This is a genomic window from Streptomyces sp. NPDC055103 (genome assembly GCF_053607625.1).
This window is the reverse complement of the sequence record NZ_JBSGTX010000031.1, coordinates 1-19,135: the sequence shown is the minus strand read 5'-3', so window position 1 is coordinate 19,135 and position 19,135 is coordinate 1. Positions and strand designations below refer to the sequence as shown.

Genomic DNA, 19,135 nt, shown 5'->3' with positions numbered 1-19,135 from the left:
TGCCGGCCGCCCCAGCCGCGTACGAAGGGCGCGGTGGACTACGAGTTGCTCGGCCAAGCGGTCGGCAGCGTCGAGGACGCCTTCACGGCGGGAATCGGCCCGAGCGTGAGCGAGATCAACTGGCAGGACCTGTGCTGGCCGGATGCGCCCGAAGTGGGTTTTCTGGGCGAGTCCAAGCAAGCAGAGGTAACGCTCCCTCTCAACACCAGCACCCGCGGGCACGACGAGCCTGCCGATGACCACACCGTCCTCCTCCACGTCCGCAGCGTCGACATCGATAGCCGTCAGATGAGGGAGCCGTACGCCCACTGGCTCGCCGCGCAGGTGGGCCTCACGGCCATCGGGCCCGCGCAACGATGCTGAAGGGGCCCCCAACCCTCGGAACAGCAGACGGATGAGCCGCCGGAACAGCTCCCCCGACTCATCCGGTACCAGCCGCTCAACGATCCCCGCGACGGCCTGCCGGCTACCCAGCCGCTGGCGGCCCAAATGGGCCGAACCGATCATCCGCTCAGCGCTATCGTCTGCCGGACAAGAGCCGTACGCCCCGGGGAAGTGATTCCTAATGTCGTCTGTCAAGTTGCGGGGGCGGTCGGCGGAGGAGCCCGAGGAACTGATCCAGAGCGGGCACGAAGTCGCCCGACGACAGACCGTGCAGGTAAGGCAGGGGCAGCACCTCGCTGATCTTCGGGGACTTGCGGGCCCGGGGTGGCAGGACCGCCGAGGAGAACCGCTTGCGCTCCCCGGTCGCCTCGTCGACGCGCTTGTCATTGACCCGCGGGGCCTTGACCTCGATTGCTCCGGCCGCAGCGGTGACCCTTCTGGGCTGGTGGTAGCCGTTGCGCACGACCGGGCGCCGCCCGGACTCGCCCCGCCGATCGACCAAATCGGCTATACCGGGGTCGACTTCAGCTTCCAGCGCGGCGGCGGGCATCCCCCGTGCGCCCTCGCGCACGATCTCGTCAATCAGGGAGCCGTGTGGTGTCGTTCCGGCTTCGTTGACCACCGTGAGCGCGGGCGTGCCTTCCCGACCGACGCGCCAACGTCGGCCTACTCGATGACCATCACAGGATGATTCGGGAAGGTACGCCCTTCACGCACTGACCCGAGGTTGATCCACAGGTCTTGATCATTGCTCCAGAATCAAATATATGAGGGCTGGACGTAGGGCCGAGCCCTTCTCTCCCGCGCGCACGCAGGCGCGTCGCGGCGGGTTTCACGCGAGCCCGACCACCGCCTTGTGCGTGGCGGCGAGCGTTCCTGGAGTGATCCGGAGCTGGAGCGCGGAACCCGTAGCCACCACCTGGACCGTCGCGTCCTTGGACAGCACGGCCGACACGGGGCGGTTCCAGGTGAGGTCGATCGTCGCGCCGTCGCGCAGGGGGCCGGAGACGCACACGGTGGCGGTGGTGCCGGACTCCTGGATCAGCACGGACGCGGGGGCGCCGGTCATGACGTCGCCGACCGTGCCGGCGAGCCAGAAGTTGATGCCGGTGAAACCCAGCGCGGGCACGCGTACGCCCTGCTGCTCCTTGGTGTTGGCGAGGACAGTGAGCCAGTTCGTGTCGGCCGCGCGGGCGGCCGTCTGTGCCTGGCTCGCGCCGGGCATCAGGACGTAGGAGTACGTGTCCCAGGTCGGATCGGTGCCGTGGTCGAACCAGAGGGTGACGTACCGGCGGGTGACGGGATCGGTCACGGCGCCCTTGTTGATGTCCGACCACGCGCCCGTCCGGGCCTGGCGCAGTGCCTTCAACGCCGGGGCGCCGCCGGGGAAGACGTACCCCGCCTGCCCGGCGAGGTGCGCCCACCGCGCGCCGGTGAGGGTGGTGCTCCAGCCGAGCGTGGTCGGCTGGGCCGTGCCGTCGACGGTGAAGGCGTGTACACCGGTCTCACCGAGGTTGCGGTTCTCCACGACCGACTCGACGCCCGTGCCGTCGCGCCCGTGGATCCCGGAGCCCAGGCAGACGATCGCGTCGTCGAGGAAGAACCAGGACTTCTTGGCCAGGAGCGTGGAGGACAGGCCCTTTAGGTACTGCCCCACGGCCGCGTACGTGCCGTCGGTCGTCCCGCCCACCCAGCGTACGTCGGGCCGGGCCGCGCCCCAGGTGCCGCCTTCGCCGTCGGCGACCGGCTTGCGGGAGGCGGTGGTGCCCGGCAGCCGGTACGGGTCGACCGTCGGCCAGAAGTGGTCGCTGTACTGTCCGTTGGCGAAGGTGCCGCCCCACCAGTAGAGCATTCCGGAGCCGCTGTGCCAGGCGCGCAGGTTCTCGCCGTTGCCGTTCTCGTAGTAAGTGATCCGATTCGAAGCCATGGAGAGCGAGGCCGCCCAGCCGGTGCGGCGGTGCACGGCCCGGTCCATACCGGAGAAGAGACGGTGGCCGGACGGTTCGAGGCTCGCCGCGGCCGCGCCGTCGTCGACGGTCTTGAGGCGGGCGAGCGCGGCGACGCCCAGCGCGGGGCTGGCGAGCAGCGGGCTGTAGTAGTCGCGGGCGATCCAGCCCTTGACCATCCCCTCCCAACGAGCCTTCTCCGCCGCCGACGCGCTCTGCGCGAGTAGCGCTACGCACGCGATGATCGAGTGGCCGCGCAGATGGTCGTCCTGATGGACGCCCCGGGTGTCCGACTTCTGTATCCCCCGGCTGATCGCCCGTCCGGATACGGCGTCCATGGCCAGGCCGTTGAAGAGGAAGGGCGCGTACGCCTTCTCCACGGAGTCGAACACGACCTGCCGGCCGCCGTCGGTGACCTCCCACGGCGAACCCTTGAGCAGCGCGAACAGCAGGGACAGGCCGCCGAGCATGACCGCGCCGTACGAACCCGCGTAAGGGACGTAGGTGTGCTGGATGAAGCTCCCGTCGGCGTAGAGCCCGTCCCCACTCGTGACGTATGGGAAGACCGGCGAGAGCGCGTCACGGGCCAGGGTCAGCTTTGCGGCGGATTTGCCGACGACGCCCCGCAGAGCGAGGACCCGGCACAGGTCGACCCGGTTGGCGCCGGTGGACGTGCCGGTGTAATTCGCCACGGCACTGTCGGGAACGAAGTGGTCGACGGCGGCGCAGTGTTCGGTGATCCGGGTCGCGCCGAGGTGGTCGTAGAGCAGGATGTCGATATCGAGCAACGCCTGAGGAATGCCGATCTGCCAGTTGTACCAGTTGCCGTAGCGGGCCTGTGTCGCGTGGTAAGCCTGGTCGTGGAGGTGGTCGAGTCCGGCGAGGATCTCGGCCCGCAGGGCCGTGTCGTCGGTGAGACCGGTGCCGGGCTGGGAGTACGCCTCGGCGAGGGTGCGCAGCCGGTTGTAACTGGTGTTGAGGTTCCCGGAGTACGTGTACGACTCGGCGTCCGTGTCCGGCTCGGGGTCCGCGTAGGGCAGGTCCGGCCAGAGCGAGCCGTTCGTCCGGGCCATGGAGGAGCGCAGACTACGGGCGGTGTCGCCGAGCGCGGCGAGCTTCGAGGCGAAGGGCTCGGTGGTCGGAGTGACGTTCGTACCGAGGCTCAGCTCCCGCCACGTCACGCGCAGCGCGTCGTACGCGTCGGCGGCTCGCGCGGGCGTCGCGGCTAGCGGCACCGCGAGCGGTGCGACGGCGGCGGTGCCCAGGGCGGCGCGCAGCAGACCGCGTCGGGACAGCAGGGAAGCGGGCACGGAGGAGTGCATGGCGGGGCGGACCTCCTGGGGGGGAAAGAGAGCGCGCGCCCGGCGGTCGGCGCTGTGGCCGACAGCATGCCCGGGACAGAAAGCGATTGCCACCCCCTGGGAACCAGGATTCCGCAGCGCTCGACCCGAATCGGAGCCAGCTGCTCCGCAGCCGGCGGAAACGGTGGGCCTGCCGGGTGCGAGCGAGCCAGGTGAGCTGTACTGAGATTTGTGGAGTCCCTGATGCCAGGGTTACCGTCCTGGCGAAGGAGAACCACCAGCACCATGGCAGCACCGTAAATACCCGGACGAGCTCCGCGAGCGCGCGATCCGCGGGGTCCGCACCACCGGCCGCCCCATCACTCACGTTGCGAAGGGCCTCGGCATCCACAAGGAAGCCCTGCGCGGCTGGGTCCGCCAGGCCGAGGCCGACCGCGGCAAGCGGGACGACCGGTTCACCACTGCCGAGCTCGACGAGTTGAAGCAACTCCGCAGGGAAGTAGCGGAGTTGAGGCGGGCGAACGAGATACTGAAAGCCGCTTCGGTGTTTTTCGCCCAGGAGATCGACCGTCCCCGGACATGGCCGAGCAGGTGATCGACCACCTGCGTGGACACGGCCCCGGGTCGATCCCGTCTGCCGGGTGCTGGAGCTGTCCCCGTCGACGTGCTTCGCCCGCAAGAAGCGGCCGAAGTCGGCCCGTCGGCTCCGGGACGAACAGCTCATGCGCTGATCGAAGAAATTCATGCCGAGTCGGGCGGCACCTATGGTGCCCGCCGGATCACACGGGCCCTGGGACGCAAGGGCGTCGAGGTGGCCCGCTGCACCGTCGAGCGGCTGATGGCCGAGCTGGGGCTGGAGGCTCTACGGGGCCGCCACCCTGAGGGAATGCCGTCCGCTCCAACGAACGGTCGCGGGATACGTCTCGGTTCGCCAGACCGGTTCGACGTCGGGTTCTCCGCATCCCATGTGTCCAGGATCAGAGGTCAGGAGCGACTCTGGGCGGTTGCGCCAAAAGCCTTGAGGCGTATCCGTCATGTGCGTCGCCTGGTGCCGACGGTTGCTGACCTTGTACAACCGGGCCGCCAACACGGTGGCGCCGCCTGAACGCGCGCTGCCAACCCCTGCTTGCCCTCGCGCAGCTGCGCTCCGGCCATACCTACGCCCAGCTCGCCGCCGGTTTCGGTGTCGGCACCACCACCGCTTGCCGGAACATCGCCGAGGCCATCGAGGTCCTGTCCACCCTCGCACCGACCCTCGCCGACGCGATGAAGACTGCCTCCACCAAGGCGTTCGTGATCCTGGACGGCACGCCGCTGCCGATCGACCGCGTCGCCGCTGACCGACCCTTCTACTCCGGCAAACACAAGAAACACGGCATGAACGTGCAGGTCATCACCGACCCGCACGGGCGGCTGCAGCGCGGCTCGAACGAGAACACCAACGGCCTGCCGCGGCAGTGCTTCCCCAAGGGCACCGACCTCGCGGTCCACACCCCCGAGGGCCCGGAGGCCGTGGCCGCCGAACTGAACAGCCGCCCACGCAAAGCGCTCGGCTGGGAAACCCCAGCCGAGCGTCTCGCTAAGCTGATCGCGGCTTGATCAACTCGCACTGTGTTGCAACGACCCCTCGAATTCGCCTTCGCGATGGGGCCCTTCGGCGTTGGCGGGCTCAGCCTTCGGCCGGCTGCCAGATCGTGCTCCGCAGATCCGAGCCCCTGACCAACTGGATCCGCCAGGGTTCGATCCGGATCACGTGATACTCCGGATCCTCGGGTCCGCCCCGCCAGTAGTGGACCGGGTCGTAGCCCACCCCCGGCGGACCGCCCTCGAGGTAGAGGTCCCAGGCGTGCTGCCGGTCGGTGTCGGATTCGACCCAGGTGGAGAGGGCGTCGACGTGGACGGTGTTCTGGCGGGGGTTCCAGTACGAGTACGTCGTGTACGGGCTGTGGGCCAGGTGCGCCGCCTTGACCGGGGTCTTGTAGGCGGCCAGCCAGCCGACCGGGCGACCGTCGACGATCTCCCAGACGGGGAGGAGGACTCTGGCTCGCGGCCGGTTCTTGCGGTCGACAGTGATCATCGTGGCGTACTTGATGTCGCGGATGTAGCTGAAGAAGGTGTCCTGGACGTCGGTGAACGTGTCGGTCTTGGTGGCGGGCACGGCGGGTGCTCCTTCCCCTTGGGCGGGGGTCACTTGGCGGTGGTGAGTTCGGGCGACGGCTCGCGCTCCGAGACCACATGGCCCTTGCCCGACCGCACTCCGAAGGCGCTGACCAGCACCGCGCCCAGTGCCGCGGCGAGCGGTACCCACAGCGCGGCCTGGTATCCGTCAAGGCGTGCGGCAGCCGAATCCGACGCGGTGGCAGCGACGTTGACCGCGGCGGCCCCCGAGAGACCGAGTGCCGCGCCGAACTGGAACGCGGTGTAGAGGAGCCCGCCGGCCAGCCCCTGCTCCTCCTCCTTGGCGCCCTCCGTCGCGACGATGGTCAGCGGACCGTACGTCAGGGCGAAGGCGATACCGAGCAGCAGCAGGCTCGGAAGCATCGCGAGGTAGGTCCAATCGGCGCCGAGCGGCAGGAAGAGCGCGTACGAGAGGGAAGCGAGGACCAGGCCGCCGAAGATCAGGCGTGCGTTGCCGAAGCGGTCGACCAGCCTGGGGACGACCGTCGGCGAGAGGATCGCGTCGATACCGATGACGATCATCGCGAAGCTGGTCTCCAGGGTGGACCACCCGCGCAGCTCCTGGAGGTAGAGGACGACCAGGAACTGGAAGCCGAAGAACCCGGCGGCGAAGAGCAGACCGGCGATATTGGCCCGTACCAGTGGGGCGCTGCGGAAGATGCCGAGCCGGACCAGGGGTACGGCGGCGCGGCGTTCGATGACGACGAACGCGGCGAGGAAAGCCAGGCCGGCGCCCAGCGTGACGACGGTCGAGACGAGCGAGGCGTGGCTCACCCGCTCCACACCCAGGACCAGGAGCAGGATGGCCGCGGTGATGGTCAGGCCGCCGGCCAGGTCGAGGCTCTGTCCGGTCCGGTCGGGCCGCGGCGACTTCGGTACGAAGGCCAGCGCGCCGATCAGGATCAGCGCCGAGAGGACCACCGGCGCGAAGAACACCCATCGCCAGTCGACCGAGGCGAGGAGTCCGCCCACGACCAGGCCGATCGAGAACCCGCCGGCGGCCGTTCCGGAGTAGAAGAGCAGAGCCTTGTTACGGCGCGGGCCCTCCGCGAAGCCGGTGGTGATGACGGAGAGCCCGGCCGGGGTCATGAAGGCCGCCGCGACACCGGTCACGAACCGGGCGGTGATCAGCTGCCAGCCCTCGGAGGCGAATCCGCCGAGCCCGGAGAAGACCAGGAACACCGAGAGCCAGAACACGAACATCTGGCGCCGTCCGAAGAGATCCGCCGCCCGGCCGCCGACCAGCATGAAGCCGCCGTAGCCGAGGACGTACGCGCTCATCACCCACTGCAGCATGCCGGTGGACAGTCCGAGATCCGCGCGGATGGCGGGCATCGCCACGTTCAGCATGGCGACGTCGATGCCTTCGAGGAAGATCGCGCCGCAGAGGACAAGCAGCACGCCCCATTCCCGGGCACTGAGCGCAGCGGCAGCCGCCTTGGTCGTACTCATGACAGGTCAACTCCTGGTTGGAGACAGAGGGTGGCAACGAGGGTGGTATCGAGGTGTGCCGTCTGCTGGGAGGGCGGCTCGTCCACCTTCGGCCAACAGGCGCGGGCGGAACAACGGCCAATATCTGGACGTTCGTTCAGCAGGGCTTACCGATCCGGCTCACTTGGGGGAACCGATGGAACGCGACGAGATCGAGTGCTTTCTCCTGCTCTCGGAGGAGCTGCATTTCGGGCGCACCGCAGAACGGATGCACCTCTCCCGCGCCCGAGTGAGCCAGCTGATCCAGTGTCTGGAACGACGCGTCGGAGCCCCGCTGTTCATCCGCACCAGCAGACGGGTGGCGCTGACACCCGTCGGCGAGCAGCTCCGCAGCGATCTGTACCCCGCCCACCAGCAGACCCGGCGCGCGCTCGCGCGGGCCGTCTCCGCCGTACGAGGCATCACCGGCCCCCTGCGGATCGGCTACTCGAGTCCCATGACGGCCCACGTCCTGTTGAGCTTGGCCGAACGGTTCAGGACGTGCCACCCCGACTGCGAGATCGGGATCCAGGAGGTGCAGCTCTCCGACCCCTACGGCCCGATCCGCCGCGGCCGGATCCATCTCCAGGTCACCGAGCTGCCGGTTGAGGAACCGGACCTCGCCGTCGGCCCCGTCCTGTCCTCCGAACACCGTGTGCTGATGGTTCCGGCCCACCACCCCCTCGCGCGGCGGGAGTCCGTGTCCCTGGAGGATCTCGCCGACACCACCCTGCTGACCATCTCCGACGCCACCGTCCCGGAGTACTTCCTGAACCACCACTTCCCCCGGCACACCCCTTCCGGAAGGTCTGTCCCGCAGCTCCACGCCGGCACCTACTGGACCGAGATCCTGAACCTCGTCGGGGCGGGCCAGGGCGTGGCGCCGGCCTCCGCTGGATCCGAGCGCTATTACAGTCGGCCCGACATCGCGTGGGTCCCCTTCCGCGATGCCCCACCCGTCGAGTACGGGCTCGTCTGGCCGGCCTCATGCGAGCACGCCGGGGTGCACGCCTTCATCGAGCTCTGTGCCACCTCTCAGCAGCGGTCGTGAGGCGGGGACCGCGGGGACCGCTGCCACCGCGCCACCGCTGCCGCCGACGGCCGCCGGCCGCCGGAACAACGGCGAGGATCCGGGCGTTGACCGGACCGGGCTTGCCGATCCGGTTCACCTGAGGGGGTCCGTCCCATGGAACGCGACGAAGTCGAGTGCTTCCTCCTGCTCGCCGAAGAGCTGCATTTCGGGCGCACCGCCGACCGTATGGGGCTCTCCCGCGCCCGCGTCAGCCAGCTGATCCAGCGTCTCGAACGGCGTGTCGGAGCCCCGCTGTTCATCCGCACCAGCCGCCGCGTCGCCATCTCGGCGATCGGCCGCCAGCTGCGTGCCGACCTCGAACCGCTCCACCGCGCGATGGACGCCGCTCTGGCGCGCGCCGCCACCACCGCGCGCGGCATCGACACGGTCCTGCACGTCGGATTCTCCAACCCGCTCACCGGCGAGATCGTGATGAAGGTGACGGAGGCGCTACGGATCAGCCATCCCGGCCTCGCGGTGGAGATCTGCGAGGTGCCGATGACCGATCCGTACGGGCGTCTGCGCGACGGTGAATTCGACGTCCAGCTCCAGGAGTTCCCTGTCCGGGAGCATGACCTGGGCGGCGGCCCGCTCCTCCTCACCGAGGAGCGTGTCCTCGCCGTACCGTCCGCGCATCCGCTCGCCGCCCGCGACACCATCTCCCTGGAAGATCTCGCCGACGTCCTCCTCCTCACCGTCGAGGGCGAGCTGCCCGATTACTGGCAGGAGCACCACACCCCCACCCACACCCCGAGCGGCAGGCCCATCACCCCCGGCCCCTCCGTGACCCAGATGCAGGAGGCCCTGATGCTGGTCGCGGGCGGCCGGGGCGCCCTCCTCACCGCCGCGCACACGGCGACCTACTTCGCGCGGCCCGGCGTCGCGTACGTCCCCGTCGCCGACGCGGAGCCGACCGGCTACGGCCTCGTCTGGCGCGCCGGGAACACCACCGGCGCACTGAAGGCCTTCGCGGGCGCGGCCCGCGCGGCGGCACAGGAGATGGCGCAGGGGGACCCGCGGACGGCCGCGCCGGTGTGAGCCGCGCGTGGACTTCCGACATGCTGCGCTTGGACTTCCGGCATACCGAGGGCTCGTATCCTCCGCCGTTCTCTAGGTACGCGTCCGTGCTGGCCGTCATCGGGACGATGCCTCTCGTATCGGCCTGTGGCGGCCAGAAGGAGCCCGCCGGCTCCACGGTCTCCGCCGCGCCCGGCGCCGAGCCGGGCGACCACGCGACGGAGGCCGGCTCGGCGCCGGCGAGTCCGGCCGCCTCGTCCTCCGCCTCGACGTCGCCCTCCGTATCGGCTTCGGCCTCGACGTCTCCCTCCACCTCGGCGTCACCCTCCACCTCCCCGTCCGTGTCGCCCTCCGTGACCCGGTCCGCCTCTGTCAAGCCCTCCCGGAGCACGGCTCCGACGCCGAGGCCCGCGGGTACCACGGCCGGCGGGGGGACGGGCAGCGGATCGGGGGAGCAGACGTCCACGCCCGCCGCCGCTGCGCCGAACTTCCCCGTGCCGGTGACGGTCGGGAGCGCGACGCAGGTCATCACGGTCAAGGCAAGCGGCTCGTCCGCCACCGTCACCGCGTGGCAGAAGTGTTCCTCCGGCTGGAAGGCGCAGTTCTCCACGAGCGCCGGACGGGTCGGCTCCAACGGTGTCGTGGACGGCGCGACCCGTCAGCAGAGCACGTACACGACGCCTTCGGGCACGTACACGATCACCGAGGGCTTCGGGGTCGAGTCCGGCGGGACGGCCATGCCGTACACCAAGGTCGACGACCGTCACTGGTGGGTGCAGGACCCGGAGTCGAAGTTCTACAACCAGATGCACACCGCCGAGGGTGCCGACTTCCCGCTCACCGAGGCCGGTGAGCGCGGCAGTGAGCACCTGATCAACTACCCGACGCAGTACGCCAAGGCGCTGGTCATCAACTTCAACCGGTGGCCCGCCGTGCCCGGTCGTGGTGCCGGGATCTTCCTCCACGTCAACGGCAGTGGTGCGACGGCCTGTTGTGTGTCGGTGCCGCGGGCGACGATGGACCGGTTCATGGCTTGGGTCAAGCCGTCGGCGAACCCGCGCATAGCCATCGGATGAGTCGCGTCGTGTGACGCCAGGCAGCCGGGACCCTGTGGAGGGTCCCGGCCGCTGGTGTGTGCGTGATGGGCGTCGTGCCCGTCAGTTTCCGGTGACGTACGGGGAGCTGCCCGCCGCCGTGCGGATCGCCGGGAGTTCGGAGTACAGGGTCGCGCCGGGGCAGAGCGTGGCGTAGCCGTCGCGGTGTCCGGAGATGGTGTTCAGCGTGGCCGCCTGGCCCTTCTTCCACACGCCGGTGTCGGCGGCGGCGGTGAGCGTCACCTTCGCCTCCGGGTCGACTCCGTGCAGACCGAGCTTCCAGGCGGCGACGTCGGCGATGGCCTGCTTGGCCGCGGCCGTCGGCGTGCCGCCGTTCTCGTAGTCACCGAGCAGGGAGATGCCCGAGGAGTAGCTGTTGAAGCCGTAGGTGTGCGCTCCGAGGACCGGCCGCTCCACGCCGCCCGCGCGGCCCTCGAAGACCGTGCCGCACTTGTCGACGAAGAAGTTGTAGCCGATGTCGTTCCAGCCGTTCGTCCCCACGTGGTACGTGAGGATCGCACGGATGATGGCCGGGGAGTCGGCGCAGGCGTAGTCGTTCGTCCCGGCGGTGTGGTGGACGAAGACGGCGTCGACCTTGTTCAGGTACGAGGGCGGGTCCTTGACGAGAGACTCGTCCGCGCCCCAGCCGGCACGGCTGACGATCGCCGGAGCGGTCGGGGTGGTGGGGGTGGTGGGAACCGTGGTGGTGGGTTCGGGGGTCTGGCTGCTCGGCTCGGTGGTGGGAGCGGGGTCGGTGGGCTCCTCCGTCGGCACCGTGCTGGGGGTCGGACCGGTGGGGGCTTCGCTGGTGGAGGGCTCGGTCGAGGGGCCGTCGGTCGGCATGTCGGTGGGGCCGTCGGTGGGCACGTCCGTGGGGCCGTCGGTGGGCGCGTCCGTGGGGCCGTCGGTCGGGCCGTCGGTGGGACCGTCGGTCGGCACGTCGGTGGGGCCGTCGGTCGGGCCGTCGGTCGGTGTCCCGGTGGGTTCGTCCGTCGGTGCGTCCGTCGGGTCCGTGCCCGGGGCGGTCGCGGTCGGGGTGGCGGACGGAGTCGGGTCCTCCGGCGTACCCGTCGAACCCGTCGGCTCCTCGGTCGGAGGCTGCGACGTCTCGCCGCCCCCGGAGCCTCCTGACGTGTCGCCAGGAGTGGTGCTGGGCGCGGAAGTCGTCGGTGCGTCGGTCGGCTCGGGGTCGGCCGGGGTGGTCTGCGTGGCGTCGGGGGTGGCGGTGGGCTTGGTGCCCCCCTTTCCGTTCCCCTTGGTGCCGCCGTTGCCCTTGGTCCTGACGGTCTCGCCGGGGTCGATCATGTCGAGGCGGAGCGCGTCGGGCACCGCGGTCTCCACGCCGTCCGCGACTACCCGTGCCTCGACCCCGTCCGACGGGCCGACCCACAGCGGCTCCGAGGCGCCGCGCACCTCCTGCTCCTCGCCCTCGGTGGACTCCGGCGCCCGTACGTCGAAGTCGAGGTCGCGCCATGCGCTCCACTCGCCGGTGGCCGCCTTGCGCGTACGTATCTGAGCGGTGCCCTCGAAGGTGTCGCCGCTGTCCTCCCACGAGACGCCGATGAGCGAGAACGTCTGTGTCTCGGTGCGCGGGAGCGCGCGCTTCTTCGGGTCCTTGCCGTCCAGCGCCAGTACATGCGCCTTCGCCGGCCGTGTCCCGTCACCAGGACCGGTGTCCTCGCCGCCCACCGAGGCGGCGACGGCGGTCACACCCGTGCTTCCCAGGACAACGATCCCCGCTGCGGACCAGATGGCCCGCTTCTTGCCGTTCGCCCGCCTGGCGCGGGTCCCTCTCGGACTCATGTTCCATCCCTCGTGCGCAACTGCTCAGTGTCCGCGGCCGATCGCCGGCGGCTGTTCATGTCGTGGGACGGGAATCGAGGGTGGCGACATCGGGTTCGGCACCCTGGAGCTTCCCTCGCCTTTCGGCTGTGAGGAGTTCGGACCTCGTCTTCCCGTCGCACGGCGCAGTGGTTATACACGACGGGCCCACTCCGGCACACCCGAGCGGGCAAACCGGACAACGAACAGGAGGTATCCCGGTGACCTGTCTGGAGACGCTGCGGCGGCTCATGCCGCCGAAGGCGGCACCCGGCACGTCCGTCGACCGGGCCCGCGTGGGCGGGCGAGTCGTGGGGCTTCATCCAGGTCCAGGTGCCCGAGCCGAAGGCGGACGAGCAGACGCCCCCTCCTCATGGCCGGCGCTCGTCCACCACCGGGGCAAGGGTGTCTGGCAGCGCCACGACTGCGGAATGGCCGAGTTCCTCGTCCGCATCCTGCGGGCGGACTTCCCGGCAAACCGCCTCAGCGACCTCGCGCTCTGGGGCAGGCATCCCGCGCTCCTCCTCAGCGAGAGCGAGGAGGAGCGGCTGCTGGAGCAGGGGATCGACCCCTGGGCGGGGTGACTCCCACGGTGCCTGGAATCGCGCGGGGCATGGCCAGGGGCCGAAAGGTCACGCTCCCGGCCCCAGGGGTCGAAGGGGTCACGCTTCCGGCCCCAGGGGCCGAAGGGGTCACGCGCCCGGCCCCAGGGGCCGAAGGGTCACGCGCCCGGCATCATGCCGCCCTTGAGGCGTTCGATGTCGGAGGGCCTGACCTGGATCACGAAGAGGGCGATCAGGAAGGAGAGGATCGCGAAGGCCGCGGCGACGATGAAGCCGGCGGAGACGCCCGAGGTCAGGACCTCGTGGCTCCACGGGGGCGGGAGTTGTCCCGTCTCCGCGAAGCGGGCCTTCTCCACGGGGCCCGCCTGGGACAGGAAGGCCGGGACCTGCTGGTCGGCCTCGTTGCGGCTGGCTGTGCCGAAGACCGTGACCAGGATCGAGAGGCCCAGCGAACCGCCGACCTGCTGGGTCGCGTTGAGGAGGCCGGAGGCCGCGCCCGAGTCCTTCGGGGCCACGTTGGAGAGGGCCATCAGGGTCAGCGAGACGAACATGAAGCCCATGCCGAGGCTGAAGACCAGCATCGGGCCGATGATCGATCCCGCGTAGGTCGAGTCGACGTCGGTCAGGGTGAGCCAGGAGAGGCCGGCCGCCAGGCAGAGGGAGCCCAGCACCATGAAGGGCTTCGGGCCGAACTTGGGCAGGAGCTGGGAGGTGATGCCGGCGGCGACCGCGATGACCGCGCTCACGGGGAGGAAGGCGAGGCCGGCCTGGAGCGGGCTGAAGTCGAGGACGGTCTGCACGAAGAGCGTCAGGAAGAAGAACATCCCGAAGATCGCTGCCGCGAGGCAGAGCATGATGCCGTAGGTGCCCGCGCGGTTGCGGTCGGCGAACATGTGCAGCGGGGTGATCGGCTGCCGGGAGCGCTTCTCCACCAGGACGAAGGTGACGAGCAGGACGACCGCGGCGGCGAACGAGCCGATCGTGTATGGGTCGCGCCAGCCTTCCTGGGCGGCGCGGATGAATCCGTAGACCAGGGCGACCATGCCGAGGGTCGAGGTGAGCGCCCCGGCCACGTCGAAGTGGCCTGGCTGGCGCGGGGATTCCTTGACGTGGCGGGGCGTCAGGAACGCGATCATCAGGGCGATCGGCACGTTCACGAAGAAGATCCAGCGCCAGTCGAGCCATTCGACGAGGATGCCGCCCGCGAGGAGGCCGATGGCGCCGCCGCCCGCCGACACGCCCGCGAACACACCGAAGGCGCGGTTGCGTTCGGGTCCTTCGTCGAAGGTCGTGGTGATCAGCGAGAGCGAGGTCGGCGAGGCGATCGCGCCGCCGACGCCCTGGAGGGCGCGGGCCGCGAGGAGTTGCCAGTCGCTCTGGGCGAAGCCGGCGAGCAGGGAGGCGAATCCGAAGAGCAGGACACCGAAGATGAAGACCCGGCGGCGGCCCAGGATGTCGCCCGCGCGTCCGCCGAGGAGCAGCAGTCCGCCGAAGGTCAGCGTGTAGGCGTTCACGACCCAGGACAGGCTGGTCGTCGAGAACTCCAGGGACCGCTGGATGTCCGGCAGAGCGATGTTCACGATGGTGATGTCCAGGACCACCATCAACTGGCAGGAGGCGATCACGAACAGGGCGACGCCCTTGCCGTCCCCGCCGCTCTTGCGCTGGGCGGTCGCCGTCGGAGTCGTCGGCTTGGGGTTACTGGTCATGGCTTCTCATGGCGCATCGCGCCCTCACTGGGGAGCCGTGGGCCGGTCAGTCCACCTTTCGACATTAAGCCAGGGCCGCACGGGTGACCAGTTGATCAATGGCGGTGCCGTCGGACGCTCAGGCGGGGGCCGGCTCGTCCAGGACCGCGAAGCCGTCCAGTTCCACCCGCGCCTGTTCGTCCCAGAGGCGTACGACTCCGATGACGGCCATCGCCGGATAGTCACGGCCCGCCAACCGGCGCCAGACCCGGCCGAGTTCGGGGGCGTGTGCGCGGTAGTCGTCGACGTCGGTGGTGTAGACGGTGACCCGCGCGAGGTCGGCGGGGGTGCCGCCGGCGTGCCGCAGGGCGGTGAGCAGATTACCGAGGGCGGTGGTGAACTGCTCGGTGAGAGTGTCCCCGACGACCTCCCCCTCACTGTCGAGCGCGGTCTGCCCCGCGAGGAAGACGAGGCGGGTGCCGGTGGCGGTGACGGCGTGGGAGAAGCCGGTGGGCGGGGCGAGTTCGGCCGGGTTGTGGCGGTGGAGGCTCATGCGGACCGGACCTCCCGCGCGTCCTGGAGCCGCGCGTGGGCCGCGTACAGCTCCTTGGCGATGATCGCGCGCTGGACCTCCGTGGCCCCCTCGTAGATCCTCGGTGCCCGCACCTCGCGGTAGAGGTGTTCCAGGAGGTGGCCGCGTTGCAGGGCGGCGGCGCCGTGCACCTGGACGGCGGCGTCGACGACGTACTGCGCGGTCTCGGTGGCGAGGAGTTTCGCCATGGCGGACCGCCTCGGCACGTCCGGGTCCCCGCTGTCGTACGCGGTGGCCGCGGCGTACACGAGGAGGCGGGCTGCCTCCGTGCGGGTGGCCATCTCGGCGATCCGGTGGGAGACGGCCTGGAGGTCGGCGAGGACGCCGCCGAAGGCGGGGCGGGCCGCGGTATGGGCGACGGCGGCGTCCAGGGCGGCCTGGGCCATGCCGACGGCGAAGGCCCCGACGCTGGGCCGGAAGAGGTTGAGGGTGTGCATGGCGACCCGGAAGCCCTGGTCCGGCTCGCCGAGGAGGTCCTCGGGGCCGACGGGGACGCCGTCGAAGGTGAGGGTGCCGAGGGCGTGCGGGGACAGCATGTCGAGGGCCTCGCCGCCGAGTCCCGGGCGGTCGGCGGGGACGAGGAAGGCGGTGACGCCGCGGGCGCCCGCGCCGTGGGTGGTGCGGGCGAAGACGGTGGCGAAGTCGGCCTCGGGCGCGTTGGAGATCCACCGTTTCTCGCCGTGGAGGTGCCAGCCGCCGCGCCCGTCGGGGACGGCGTCGAGGGCGAGGGCGGCGGCGTCGGAGCCCGCGCCGGGCTCGGAGAGCGCGAAGGCGGCGACGGCCCGTCCGGCGGCCGCCTCGGGGAGCCAGCGGGCGCGCTGCGCTTCGGTGCCGAAGGCGGCGACGGGGTGGGTGCCGAGGCCCTGGAGCGCGAGGGCGGTCTCGGCCTCGGTGCAGGCCTGCGCGAGGGATTCGCGCAGGAGGCACAGGTCGAGGGCGCCGGCGTCGAAGAGGCGGGCGAGGAGGCCGAGGTCGCCGAGGGCGGCGACGAGGGGGCGGTTCACTCGGCCGGGCTCGCCCTTCGCGGCGAGCGGCGCGAGGTGGTCGGCGGCGAGCGCGCGGAGCTCCGCACACCAGGTGATCTGTGCCGGATCGAGCGAGAATGCGGACATGTGGGCCCTCTCCGACGCCCTCCGGCGCCCTGGTCGCGACGCCCTCAGGCGCCCTGGTCGCGACGCCGCTCGGCGCCGTCGTCGCGGCACCGGCCGGCGCCGTCGTCCCGGTACCGGCCGGCGCCGTCGTCCCGGTACCCTCGGGCGCCTTCGTCCCTGTGCCGCCCGGCGCGCCTGTCCTCGCGCCGGTCGCCGCTCCTACCCTCGTACCGATCGGTGCTCTTGTCGCGGACTGTTGACTGCCGTCACCAACACGATACGCTCGTGTGGCGTTGAGCGACCCCACCACGACAGGGGGACGGACTCATGGAGCTGACGCCCTCGGCCCACCTCGACACCTTCGCCCGCGACCGGCTGCCCCCGCCGGAGCGGTGGCCCCGGCTCCTCTTCGACCTGCCGGAGCTCGCCTACCCCGACCGGCTCAACTGCGGCGCGGAACTGCTCGACCGTACGGTGGAACGATTCGGCACGGACCGGCCCGCCTTCCACGACAGCGAGGGACGGATCTGGAGCTACGGAGAGCTCCAGGACCACGTCGACCGCATCGCCCACGTCCTCACCTCCGACCTGCGGGTCCGGCCCGGCAACCGCGTGCTCCTGCGCGGCCCCACCACCCCCTGGCTCGCCGCCTGCTGGCTCGCCGTGATGAAGGCCGGCGCTGTCGCCGTCACCGTCCTGGCCCAGCAGCGCGCCCCCGAGCTGGCCGTGATGGCCGAGGCCGCCCGCTGCACCCACGCGCTCTGCGACGCCCACTCCCTCGACGAGCTCCTCGCCGCCCGGATCCCGGACCTCCGCGTCACCCCCTTCGGCGGGGAAGGACCCGACGACCTCCTCGCCCTCACCGCCCGCCGCCCCGGCCGGTACGAGGCGGTGGCGACCGCCGCCGACGACGTCGCGCTCATCGCCTTCACCTCCGGCACCACCGGGCACCCGAAGGGCTGCGTCCACTTCCACCGGGACGTCCTCGCCGTCGCCGACACCTTCTCCGCGCACGTCCTGCGCCCGCTGCCCGACGACGTCTTCGCCGGTTCGCCGCCGCTCGCCTTCACGTTCGGCCTCGGCGGGCTCGTCGTCTTCCCCCTGCGGGCCGGGGCGAGCGCGGTCCTGCTCGAACAGGCCGGCCCCAAGCAACTGCTCGCGGCGATCGAGCGCCACCGGGTCTCGGTGCTCTTCACCGCCCCGACCGCCTACCGGGTGATGCTCGACGAGCTGGCCGGCGGCGAGGCCCCGGACGTGAGCTCGCTGCGGCGGTGCGTCTCCGCCGGCGAGAACCTGCCGGAGGCGACCTGGAAGGCCTGGTACGGCCGCACGGGCCTGCGCCTGATCAACGGCATCGGCGCGACCGAACTCCTGCACATCTTCATCTCCGCCGCCGACGGCGACATCCGCCCCGGCACCACGGGGCGCCCGGTGCCCGGCTGGCAGGCCAGGATCGTGGACCGCGAGGGCCGGGAGGTCCCGGACGGCGAGGAGGGGCTGCTCGCCGTGCGCGGCCCGGTGGGCTGCCGCTATCTGGCCGACCCGCGCCAGGCCGAGTACGTGAGGGAGGGCTGGAACGTCACGGGCGACACGTACGTCCGCCGGCCCGACGGCTGGTTCCGCTACGTCTCACGGGCCGACGACATGATCATCTCGGCCGGGTACAACATCGCGGGCCCTCAGGTCGAGGAGGTGCTCCTCGGCCACCCCGACGTGGTCGAGACGGCGGTCGTGGGCCGCCCCGACGAGCTGCGCGGCCAGGTCGTCGTGGCGTACACGGTCGTACGGGACGGGGTGCCGCGCGACTCCGTCACCGCCGCCGCGCTGCGGGCCTTCGTCCGCGCCCGCCTCGCCCCGTACAAGTCACCGCGCGAGATCGTCTTCCTCGACGCGCTGCCGCGCACGGCGACGGGCAAGCTCCAGCGCTTCCGGCTGCGCGATCCGGTCTGATCCGGGAGCGGGCCTGTCAGCCCCACCCCCTAAAGTGATCACGTGGCCGAGCAGCACACTCCCCGATCCCTGATCGTCTCCCTCTACGGCGCGTACGGCCGTGCGCCCGACGACTCCCCCATGCCCGTGGCCGCGCTGATCCGGCTCCTCGGAGGGCTCGGCGTGGACGCGCCCTCGGTGCGCTCCTCCGTGTCGCGGCTGAAGCGGCGCGGGCTGCTGCTGCCGCGCAGGACGGCGGACGGGGCCGCCGGCTACACCCTGTCGGCGGACGCCCGGCGGCTCCTCGACGACGGCGACCGCCGGATCTACGCCCGTACGGAGCCGAAGCTGTCCGACGGCTGGGTCCTGGCCGTCTTCTCGGTCCCCGAGGCCGAGCGGCACAAGCGGCACCTGCTGCGCTCGCGGCTCGCCCGGCTGGGTTTCGGCACGGCGGCGCCGGGCGTCTGGATCGCGCCCGCCCGGCTGTACGAGGAGACGCGGAACGCCCTGGAGCGGCTGGAGCTCTCGACGTACGTGGACCTCTTCCGCGGCGAGCACCTGGGGTACGCGGCCACGGCCGAGGCGGTGGCCCGCTGGTGGGACCTGCCGGCGATCGCGGGGCTGCACGAGGAGTTCCTCGCGGCCCACGAGCCGGTCCTGCGGGCCTGGCGGTCGGCGCCGAGCGGCCCGGAGGACGCGTACCGCGCGTATCTCCTGGTCCTGGACTCCTGGCGCCGCCTGCCGTACGCGGACCCGGTGCTGCCGGCGGAGCTGCTACCCGACGACTGGCCGGGCCGGCGCTCGGCGGAGGTCTTTGCGGCCCTGCACGAGCTGCTGTGGGGCCGGGGCGCGGAGTTCGTGCGGCCCTTCGTCACGGGGGACGGGCCCTAGTAGCAACGCCGTTCAGTTAAGGGTGGGGGTTGTTCGTCAAGGCCGGTGAACGAGGCAGCGGAGCTGCTGTAGAAGAGGGTTGTCCTCCAAGACATCCT

The 19,135-nt window shown here is 71.0% G+C and carries 16 protein-coding genes and 3 pseudogenes; 11 read left to right on the top strand and 8 right to left on the bottom strand.

What is annotated here, in order from left to right; translation table 11 throughout:
* Window positions 1-33 precede the first annotated feature (33 nt).
* The gene (locus tag ACWFR1_RS20510) at window positions 34-363 is read left to right on the top strand and encodes a hypothetical protein (RefSeq protein WP_453553103.1); all 330 of its coding nucleotides are present in this window, start codon (window positions 34-36) and stop codon (window positions 361-363) included.
* Window positions 364-604: 241 nt separating this feature from the next.
* On the opposite strand, the pseudogene ACWFR1_RS20505 reads toward ACWFR1_RS20510, so the two are convergent.
* Together ACWFR1_RS20505 and ACWFR1_RS20500 are read right to left on the bottom strand one after the other, a co-directional pair.
* Window positions 605-1,006 (bottom strand): annotated as a pseudogene (locus tag ACWFR1_RS20505) (transposase); the annotation flags it as partial.
* Window positions 1,007-1,216: 210 nt separating this feature from the next.
* Window positions 1,217-3,652 (bottom strand): polysaccharide lyase 8 family protein, encoded by a 2,436-nt coding sequence (locus ACWFR1_RS20500; protein WP_453553101.1) that lies wholly within the window; start codon window positions 3,650-3,652, stop codon window positions 1,217-1,219.
* A gap of 307 nt (window positions 3,653-3,959) precedes the next feature.
* On the opposite strand from ACWFR1_RS20500, the gene ACWFR1_RS20495 reads away from it, so the two are divergent.
* The 4 genes and pseudogenes from ACWFR1_RS20495 to ACWFR1_RS20480 form a co-directional block, all read left to right on the top strand.
* A complete protein-coding gene (locus ACWFR1_RS20495; protein WP_453553226.1) occupies window positions 3,960-4,226 on the top strand; it encodes a transposase in 267 nt (88 codons plus the stop codon).
* Between the two features lie 12 nt (window positions 4,227-4,238).
* Window positions 4,239-4,736, top strand: a complete 498-nt coding sequence (locus tag ACWFR1_RS20490; protein WP_453553100.1) for an IS3 family transposase — start codon at window positions 4,239-4,241, stop codon at window positions 4,734-4,736.
* Window positions 4,718-5,047: pseudogene (locus tag ACWFR1_RS20485) on the top strand (transposase family protein); the annotation flags it as partial. The gene ACWFR1_RS20490 and the pseudogene ACWFR1_RS20485, both read left to right, overlap by 19 nt.
* A pseudogene (locus ACWFR1_RS20480) lies at window positions 5,030-5,230 on the top strand (transposase); the annotation flags it as partial. The pseudogenes ACWFR1_RS20485 and ACWFR1_RS20480, both read left to right, overlap by 18 nt.
* A gap of 70 nt (window positions 5,231-5,300) precedes the next feature.
* On the opposite strand, the gene ACWFR1_RS20475 reads toward ACWFR1_RS20480, so the two are convergent.
* Window positions 5,301-5,789 carry a pyridoxamine 5'-phosphate oxidase family protein gene (locus tag ACWFR1_RS20475; RefSeq protein WP_453553098.1) on the bottom strand — a complete coding sequence of 163 codons (489 nt, stop codon included), beginning with the start codon at window positions 5,787-5,789 and terminating at the stop codon, window positions 5,301-5,303.
* A 29-nt stretch (window positions 5,790-5,818) separates the two neighbouring features.
* On the bottom strand, window positions 5,819-7,261 hold the full coding sequence (locus ACWFR1_RS20470; RefSeq protein ID WP_453553096.1) for an MFS transporter: 1,443 nt from the start codon (window positions 7,259-7,261) through the stop codon (window positions 5,819-5,821).
* Between the two features lie 175 nt (window positions 7,262-7,436).
* Here ACWFR1_RS20470 and ACWFR1_RS20465 point away from each other — a divergent pair, with 175 nt between their 5' ends.
* The 3 genes from ACWFR1_RS20465 to ACWFR1_RS20455 all read left to right on the top strand — a co-directional run bounded on the left by ACWFR1_RS20465 (window position 7,437) and on the right by ACWFR1_RS20455 (window position 10,444).
* A complete protein-coding gene (locus ACWFR1_RS20465; RefSeq protein ID WP_453553094.1) occupies window positions 7,437-8,330 on the top strand; it encodes a LysR family transcriptional regulator in 894 nt (297 codons plus the stop codon).
* A 135-nt stretch (window positions 8,331-8,465) separates the two neighbouring features.
* On the top strand, window positions 8,466-9,389 hold the full coding sequence (locus ACWFR1_RS20460) for a LysR family transcriptional regulator (protein ID WP_453553092.1): 924 nt from the start codon (window positions 8,466-8,468) through the stop codon (window positions 9,387-9,389).
* A gap of 107 nt (window positions 9,390-9,496) precedes the next feature.
* Window positions 9,497-10,444 (top strand): L,D-transpeptidase family protein, encoded by a 948-nt coding sequence (locus ACWFR1_RS20455; RefSeq protein ID WP_453553090.1) that lies wholly within the window; start codon window positions 9,497-9,499, stop codon window positions 10,442-10,444.
* An 81-nt stretch (window positions 10,445-10,525) separates the two neighbouring features.
* Here the strand turns inward: ACWFR1_RS20455 and ACWFR1_RS20450 are convergent, their stop codons facing one another.
* Window positions 10,526-12,265 carry an N-acetylmuramoyl-L-alanine amidase gene (locus tag ACWFR1_RS20450; RefSeq protein ID WP_453553088.1) on the bottom strand — a complete coding sequence of 580 codons (1,740 nt, stop codon included), beginning with the start codon at window positions 12,263-12,265 and terminating at the stop codon, window positions 10,526-10,528.
* A gap of 239 nt (window positions 12,266-12,504) precedes the next feature.
* Between ACWFR1_RS20450 and ACWFR1_RS20445 the strand changes: the two genes are divergently transcribed.
* A complete protein-coding gene (locus tag ACWFR1_RS20445) occupies window positions 12,505-12,867 on the top strand; it encodes a hypothetical protein (RefSeq protein WP_453553086.1) in 363 nt (120 codons plus the stop codon).
* Window positions 12,868-13,004: 137 nt separating this feature from the next.
* Here the strand turns inward: ACWFR1_RS20445 and ACWFR1_RS20440 are convergent, their stop codons facing one another.
* The 3 genes from ACWFR1_RS20440 to ACWFR1_RS20430 all read right to left on the bottom strand — a co-directional run bounded on the left by ACWFR1_RS20440 (window position 13,005) and on the right by ACWFR1_RS20430 (window position 16,238).
* Window positions 13,005-14,555 carry an MFS transporter gene (locus tag ACWFR1_RS20440; protein WP_453553084.1) on the bottom strand — a complete coding sequence of 517 codons (1,551 nt, stop codon included), beginning with the start codon at window positions 14,553-14,555 and terminating at the stop codon, window positions 13,005-13,007.
* A 118-nt stretch (window positions 14,556-14,673) separates the two neighbouring features.
* Window positions 14,674-15,087 carry a RidA family protein gene (locus ACWFR1_RS20435; RefSeq protein ID WP_453553082.1) on the bottom strand — a complete coding sequence of 138 codons (414 nt, stop codon included), beginning with the start codon at window positions 15,085-15,087 and terminating at the stop codon, window positions 14,674-14,676.
* Window positions 15,084-16,238, bottom strand: a complete 1,155-nt coding sequence (locus tag ACWFR1_RS20430) for an acyl-CoA dehydrogenase family protein (protein ID WP_453553080.1) — start codon at window positions 16,236-16,238, stop codon at window positions 15,084-15,086. The genes ACWFR1_RS20435 and ACWFR1_RS20430 overlap by 4 nt, the downstream gene beginning before the upstream one ends.
* A 306-nt stretch (window positions 16,239-16,544) precedes the next feature.
* On the opposite strand from ACWFR1_RS20430, the gene ACWFR1_RS20425 reads away from it, so the two are divergent.
* On the top strand, window positions 16,545-18,167 hold the full coding sequence (locus tag ACWFR1_RS20425) for an AMP-binding protein (protein WP_453553078.1): 1,623 nt from the start codon (window positions 16,545-16,547) through the stop codon (window positions 18,165-18,167).
* Between the two features lie 42 nt (window positions 18,168-18,209).
* Window positions 18,210-19,037: a PaaX family transcriptional regulator gene (locus tag ACWFR1_RS20420; protein WP_453553076.1), complete on the top strand. Its 828-nt coding sequence runs from the start codon at window positions 18,210-18,212 to the stop codon at window positions 19,035-19,037.
* The last annotated feature ends 98 nt before the right edge of the window (window positions 19,038-19,135 follow it).